At 43.8% G+C, this 6269-nt stretch carries 7 protein-coding genes; 6 read left to right on the top strand and 1 reads right to left on the bottom strand.

The features are described from left to right. The first annotated feature begins 163 nt into the window (after window positions 1-163). Entirely contained in the window at window positions 164-319 is a 156-nt protein-coding gene (locus tag AACV78_RS17135; protein ID WP_194012978.1) for a DUF2256 domain-containing protein, read from the top strand. Between the two features lie 64 nt (window positions 320-383). Next, window positions 384-1319: an isoaspartyl peptidase/L-asparaginase gene (locus tag AACV78_RS17140; RefSeq protein ID WP_194012979.1), complete on the top strand. Its 936-nt coding sequence runs from the start codon at window positions 384-386 to the stop codon at window positions 1317-1319. A gap of 387 nt (window positions 1320-1706) precedes the next feature. Here the strand turns inward: AACV78_RS17140 and AACV78_RS17145 are convergent, their stop codons facing one another. Further along, complete coding sequence (locus tag AACV78_RS17145; RefSeq protein WP_194012980.1) at window positions 1707-2954, bottom strand: WD40 repeat domain-containing protein; 1248 nt, start codon at window positions 2952-2954, stop codon at window positions 1707-1709. A gap of 196 nt (window positions 2955-3150) precedes the next feature. Here AACV78_RS17145 and AACV78_RS17150 point away from each other — a divergent pair, with 196 nt between their 5' ends. From AACV78_RS17150 to AACV78_RS17165, 4 genes are all read left to right on the top strand, one after another. After that, the gene (locus AACV78_RS17150) at window positions 3151-3360 is read left to right on the top strand and encodes a hypothetical protein (RefSeq protein ID WP_194012981.1); all 210 of its coding nucleotides are present in this window, start codon (window positions 3151-3153) and stop codon (window positions 3358-3360) included. A gap of 3 nt (window positions 3361-3363) precedes the next feature. Then, window positions 3364-3795 (top strand): tetratricopeptide repeat protein, encoded by a 432-nt coding sequence (locus tag AACV78_RS17155; protein ID WP_194012982.1) that lies wholly within the window; start codon window positions 3364-3366, stop codon window positions 3793-3795. A gap of 41 nt (window positions 3796-3836) precedes the next feature. Continuing rightward, window positions 3837-4631: a hypothetical protein gene (locus tag AACV78_RS17160; protein WP_194012983.1), complete on the top strand. Its 795-nt coding sequence runs from the start codon at window positions 3837-3839 to the stop codon at window positions 4629-4631. Between the two features lie 449 nt (window positions 4632-5080). After that, window positions 5081-5572, top strand: a complete 492-nt coding sequence (locus AACV78_RS17165; RefSeq protein ID WP_194012984.1) for a hypothetical protein — start codon at window positions 5081-5083, stop codon at window positions 5570-5572. Window positions 5573-6269 lie beyond the last annotated feature (697 nt).

The raw sequence follows: 6269 nt of genomic DNA on the forward strand, positions 1-6269 counted from the left end.
ATCTATTATAACAACCCTAAATCATTTGTGAATTTCTTACTCCCTCCCCGCGAGTTCGGGGAGGGTTGGGGTGGGGTGCACTCTATTTTTGCAAGAGTTCTAATGTAGGTTAACGCGGATTAACGCGGATAATTTAAGATAGTGTATTGTTGTCAAAATTAGCATGGCCAAACAGCGATCGAAATCTGAGTTACCGACTAAGATGTGTCCTGTGTGCGATCGACCTTTTACCTGGCGCAAAAAATGGGCCGACTGCTGGGATGAGGTGAAATACTGTTCCGATCGCTGTCGCCGCCGTCGCAACAGTTCAGAAAATTAAAAATGTTTTGCTCTTTGCCTAACAAAAGCTAAGATTGCAAAAGAAAAATTTTACGGTTAAAAGTATGGCATCGCAACAAGTGCAACCAAAGTTAGTTATTCACGGCGGTGCCGGTAGTTCTCTACACAGCAAGGGCGGAATTGAGGCGGTTCGCAAATCGCTTTATGATGTTTTGGAGGCCGTTTATCCGCTGCTCAAAGACGGTGCGAGTGCGGTAGATGCGGTGATACAAGGCTGTCGGTTGTTGGAAGATGACCCGCGATTTAATGCCGGTACCGGTTCTGTGGTGCAGTCGGACGGGCAAATTCGGATGAGTGCTTCGCTGATGGACGGTTTGCTGCAGCGTTTCAGCGGCGCGATTAATGTTTCTCGGGTTCAAAATCCGATCGAACTTGCTAAGTTTTTGCAGGCTTCGGACGATCGGGTATTGTCTGATTTTGGGGCGGCGGAATTGCTGCGAGAACTTCATTTGCCGATTTACGATCCGATGACGGATTTGCGTTTGCACGAGTGGATGCAGGAACGCCAAGGTAATTTTAACAAAGCAATGGCTACTGTGGTGGCGGAACCTGCGGGTGTTGGTACGATCGGAGTTGTAGCTTTGGATTCCGGGGGACGTTTGGCTGCTGGAACTTCGACTGGCGGCAAGGGTTTTGAACGGATCGGGCGGGTTAGCGACTCGGCGATGCCGGCGGGAAATTACGCGACGGCTAATGCGGCGGTTAGCTGTACGGGTATCGGCGAGCACATTATGGATGAGTGTTTGGCGGCGCGGATTGTGATTCGGGTAACGGATGGTTTGAGTTTGAAGGCTGCTTTTGAGCGTTCTTTTGCGGAAGCTGACTCGCGCCAGCGGGATTTTGGGGCGATCGGAATTGATGTTAGCGGTGCGATCGCGATCGGCAAAACTAGCGAGGTAATTCTGGGTGCTTTTCATGACGGTACGCAAATGGGCGATACTTTGGAATCCAACCAGGGAACGCTGGTTTTTGTTGCTTAGTAGAAAAGCCGTTTGATTTTCGGTAACAAAAATCAGGACACAGCCACAAAAATTAGAATAAAATAGTGCTTTGTCCCTGGGGGAATCCTGGTATTTTCTATCATGCCCGGTGGGTAGATCGCAATCAAATTCGTTCGCGCGTGTGGACTTCATATCGTTTCCGGTTGGATCGGAATGATTTAACCGCAGAGTACACAGAGTACACAGAGTCCGAGAATATATATCTGAATCATTCCGATGCTACCAGATTTGATATCAGTCCGCAGAATTTTGGATTTTACGGACTAAATTCCGCACGCGCGAACCGTTTTTGTATTTACCAGGATAGGCTAGTTTTAATAATTGGTATTAGAGGGATGATTCTAGCAATAATTATTGAAATTAATATTAAATTCGCAACTGCCAAAGTTTAACTGTACCATTCTCGCTGCCGCTAACCAGAGTTTCGCCCAAAAGCCCGATCGCCAACGCCGACACAGGGCCAGAATTTCCCTCCAAAGACTGCAGCAATTCGCCGCCAAGATTCCAAAGTCTGACAGTACCGTCAAAACATCCCACCGCAAAGTATTTCCCGTCGGGGCTAATGGCGGCGGAAGTGATGCGAATTCCTGTTTCCATAGAATGCAATAATTCGCCTGTTTGCAAATTCCACAGGGCGAGATTTTTGTAGCCGTAACTGACAAGAATTTGGCTATCGGGAGTAATTGCTACATAATTTTCGCTGCCAAAAGTTCGCCTAACTTCTCCCCCCGGCAGTTCCCACAAAGTGACGGTGGCGCGACAGAAACCGCTGGCTGCATTGAGGCCGCTGGCTACTAACATTTTGCCGTTTGGACTCAGGGCGATCGCACTTATATCATCTCCTTGATAGCCTTCCAAAACTTGCAGCAGTTGGCCGCTGTTGAGGTGCTGAAGCTTGACAGTGCCTCTGGTGGTGCCGATCGCCAAAATTTGCCAGTCGGGGCTCACAGCGACGGATTCGTGGCGGTGTACCTCTGCTAAACGCTTCAGCAGTTCGCCGTTTTGCAGGTTCCAGAGTTTGACTGTGCCCGCGCGCGATCGTGTCAGCAGCGTTTTGCTAGCGGGGCTGAAAGCAACTAACAACACGGCTGTTGAATGTCCGCAAATAGTCCGCAACAGTTCCCCGCTGTGCAAACTCCAAACCTTCACTGTACTGTCGTGGGAACCGGTTGCGAGTAATTGTCCGTCGGGACTGATCGCAGCGGAGAGAATGCTGTCTGAATGCTGGAGAGTGGCTTTTAAGGTTGCGCCGGATAAGGTTTTTCGTTGTTTTTTATACCCGGCTATATCCAGCCAGTCGATCGCATCTCTCCAATTTTTGAGAGCATTTCTCGGCCGATTTGTCAGCGTTTCTATATATCGATACAAAGTTTTGGATAAGTCAACCTCTACACCTTTGATTTGTTTGTTGAGAAGTGCCGCTATTTCGGCCGGGCTGCACCCGCACAGCAAGCCGCACAAATGCCTTTTTTCCACTGGTGTCAGCCCTCTTCTGGTGTGGGGGGCAAATTCTTGTTTGGCGTTTGCTAAGTCGCTGTAAAGCTTTTCGATGTCCCAGTCGCGGGTAGCCCGTGTAAAAGGTTCTTCTGGTCGATCGAGGTTTGAGGGTGTCATTTGTGGCAGTCGCGATCGAGTTCCTAGTCAAAATCCTAACCAAAATCCTAACATTCGCTGTGCGCGATCGGATTGCTTTCACCGCTAATCTATTTTTAACACAGCAAACAGCCAAAAGAGTTTCGGGTTAAAAATTCCTTTTAATCCTAACATTGACAGTTTGCCAAATAACTATAAATCAACGGAAAAACATAAAATGTCTGGAATTGCGATCGTCTTATTTTTTGGTCTGGGTTTTCTTTTAGCTACTGTTGGCTATATCTGGGGATTAGTTCAAGCTTTCCAAGAAGAAGTAGTTTGGGGATTACTTTACTGGTTTATTCCATTTGCTTCCTTAATTTTTTATATTAAGAAATGGAGCAATAAAAAAATCAGAAAAACACTTTTGATTCAACTAGCTGCATAGCCAATGTTTTTATTAGGAGGCATTATTACTGTGGTAAGTTATGGCGCAGAGTTTCCAAAATTGGTTCAGTCTGGAACCATAACCGTAAACCAAGGATCTAGCGAGCAATCGCCCTCTTCTTTTCCTTCAGATTTCAGCATTTCTTCATCCCCAAATCAAGAGCAATCTCCTGCTTCCAAGCAATCTCCAAGTTCCGAATCATCCCCTCAATTTTCACCAGCACCTATTTCTGAGCCTACTTCTGCTACTGTTAGCGCTCAACAAGGTGATTTCAAACAATTGATGAAACTCGGCTATGCCTACTACGCACAGGGAGAATATCAAACAGCTTTAATCTATTTTAAGAGAGCTTTACAAGCACGTCCGGGCGATGGCTATGCTCTCAAAGCCATTGACAATACCAAAAAGGCGATCGTCCAAGCAAAGGCTAAATAATCCACGTACACATTCACTTAAAATTAATTAAACATAAAATCATGAAACAGACATCAGATAAACTAGAATTCGTTGAAATGTCCGCATTTTGGATACAGCTATTTGTTGGCGGGAGTTTTTTGTTTTTCGGTGTGTTTGCAGTTTTGTTTTCTGGCGGTTTTTTCGCTATTTTATTTGCCCTCATTGGTTTGCTGTTAGTGATATTTGTAGAGATAGAGACCATTACATTTGACAAAAATCTCGGTAACATGACGATCGATCGGCATAAACCACTCATGGTCAAAATAAAATTTATCAAACAGTTACTTCAACGTATTTTACGCAGGGAAATAGAGCATACGAAAATTAGGAAATACCTACTTCAAGATATTTCAGGTGTGGAAATACAGGAAATGTCAGATAGTGAAAGTAATAAATATCGTATCTGTCTTGTGTTGCACTCAGGTAAGCAGCGTGTTCCTCTCACTTCTGGTTTTACTACTGGTAGTTTGGGAGGCTATCATAAAAAAGCTGAAGTGATTGCGACCTTTTTGGATATCCGAAATTACGGTATTGACGGCTTTCCTGCAGACAACTCTAACGAACTTAAATGGGAGACTATAGCAGAGGAAATTACCCACTGGGAAACTGCAATCAAAAGTGATTCTAATGATGCTGATGCTCACCTGAGATTGGGATTAGCTTTGATGCTTCAAGACAAAACAAAAAATAAAGAACAAGCAATGGGCTATCTAAAACAGGCCGAGACTTTGTTCAAAGCTCAAGGCTGTGACGAAGAAGCTATGCAGGCTGCTCAACTTTACGGCGCGGTTTATTGGGGAATGCTGGGAAAGTGAAGTTCAGATGCAGTCTTGGATACACTCTGACTGAAGAAACCGGTTGTTTTTGCGAAAAGACACCTTGTAATCTGCAGATTCGGTAAAAAGTCCGGTTTCTCGGTTTTATCTAAGTCCTAATTATCCAACATCTAAGCTTTACAGCCAAGTTTGAATAAACGCTTGTGGGGAGGAGTAGGGTTTGGCAACTTAGCCACCCTAAACATACAATAATTATGACTTTTATGAATTTAATTAATGAATTATATGAATTGACCTGAAAAGAAAACTGTTTGATAATTGTAGTTAAGACCTTTTCTGTAGAAATAACAGGAAAACTAAAGTTCTCAGTCAAAACTCTAGAAAATTTGTATCTTGCCGCTTCGGGAAATAGAGGAGTATGGCAGATGTTTAATTTATTAAATCTTCGTTTCTAAATAACCTGGTTGGCAAAATCCCAATATCGACTTATGAAAGTTATCAAGCAAACACCAACTCAACTAACAATTCAAACTTGTAGATTCTGGGATGGTTTGTTATTAATTTCTCCTTTTATCGTAATTGGCTTAGGGCAGATTGTTTTCGCGTCAAATTGGATAGGTGGAGGTATATTTTTGTTGTTTTCGCTGTGTTTGTTGGACGGCGCAATAGATGAAATCTATATTTTTGATAAAAGTTGTGACAAAATGACCCTAAAACGACGGGGTTTGTGGCTGAATCGCGTTACACAAGGCTCAACTCGCAATATTTGTGCGGTGGAATTAAACGCAATAGCAGATAGCGAGGGGAATTTCAGCTACTCTGTTGATTTGTTGATGTTGGGGGGCGATCGCGTTTGTTTGGGAAGTAATGCGATCGCCAAAGAACAGCAAAAAACTGTTGACTTGATTTGCGAGTATCTGAATTTAGCACCGCACAAGTCAGCGATCGGGATTAAAAAGGAGAAAATTGTGTTATTTTGAGGCGCACAGTCTCATATTTATTTCTAAAGCTGTTGATGGTAGCTCAAGCTCTAATTGCTGAGATTTTTCAACGTTTTTATGCGCTTATTTAAGATTATTCGCCGCGCCACAGCCTATCTCAAACCAAGGCGCAAGTAAACTCGTGATATTAGTTGTAGGCGAGAAATTTTTAAGCTAATCTATGAATAATACAAAATCCGACTTCAGTACCGCCTTGATTCTTTAGTGCTTCTGGCCTAGAAGGACAGGAAAGTTTGGGATGCGTTTCAACCGCCCGCTAAGAGAGGAGTTGTTGGCGCGGATTGGGTTGAATCGCTGTTACGCATCAATTTTTGGGAGAGTCTGCGAGTAAGCTGTTGCTTATATAGATTGTGTAGGGCGATTGAGGGGGAGAAGGGGAGAAGGGGAGAAAGGGAGAGGGGGAGAAAGGGAGAGGGCGATCGCACTAAGGAATGAAAATTTAATAATATCAAATTCTTTCTTCATCGGAATAGTAAATTCACTGTTAACTGTTGACTGTTGACTGTTGACTGTTAAAATCATTCCGATGCAACCGGAAACGATATAATACAATACGGTTCAGTTAAGGGCTATGCAGTGCTTAAAACAATAAATACAGGAGGATTCATGATGATTCCAGTACCTCTATGCTTAACTTGTTTAGAGCGAAATTTTGAGACAGGCTTTTTGACAACTC

Source organism: Tychonema sp. LEGE 07196 (assembly GCF_963890365.1).
Taxonomy (GTDB): domain Bacteria; phylum Cyanobacteriota; class Cyanobacteriia; order Cyanobacteriales; family Microcoleaceae; genus Microcoleus.

Bases quoted from the DNA above. Each gene is read 5' to 3' on its own strand.
- AACV78_RS17135 (WP_194012978.1), top strand. From the start codon at position 164: ATGGCCAAACAGCGATCGAAATCTGAGTTACCGACTAAGATGTGTCCT.
- AACV78_RS17140 (WP_194012979.1), top strand. From the start codon at position 384: ATGGCATCGCAACAAGTGCAACCAAAGTTAGTTATTCACGGCGGTGCC.
- AACV78_RS17145 (WP_194012980.1), bottom strand. From the start codon at position 2,954: ATGACACCCTCAAACCTCGATCGACCAGAAGAACCTTTTACACGGGCT.
- AACV78_RS17150 (WP_194012981.1), top strand. From the start codon at position 3,151: ATGTCTGGAATTGCGATCGTCTTATTTTTTGGTCTGGGTTTTCTTTTA.
- AACV78_RS17155 (WP_194012982.1), top strand. From the start codon at position 3,364: ATGTTTTTATTAGGAGGCATTATTACTGTGGTAAGTTATGGCGCAGAG.
- AACV78_RS17160 (WP_194012983.1), top strand. From the start codon at position 3,837: ATGAAACAGACATCAGATAAACTAGAATTCGTTGAAATGTCCGCATTT.
- AACV78_RS17165 (WP_194012984.1), top strand. From the start codon at position 5,081: ATGAAAGTTATCAAGCAAACACCAACTCAACTAACAATTCAAACTTGT.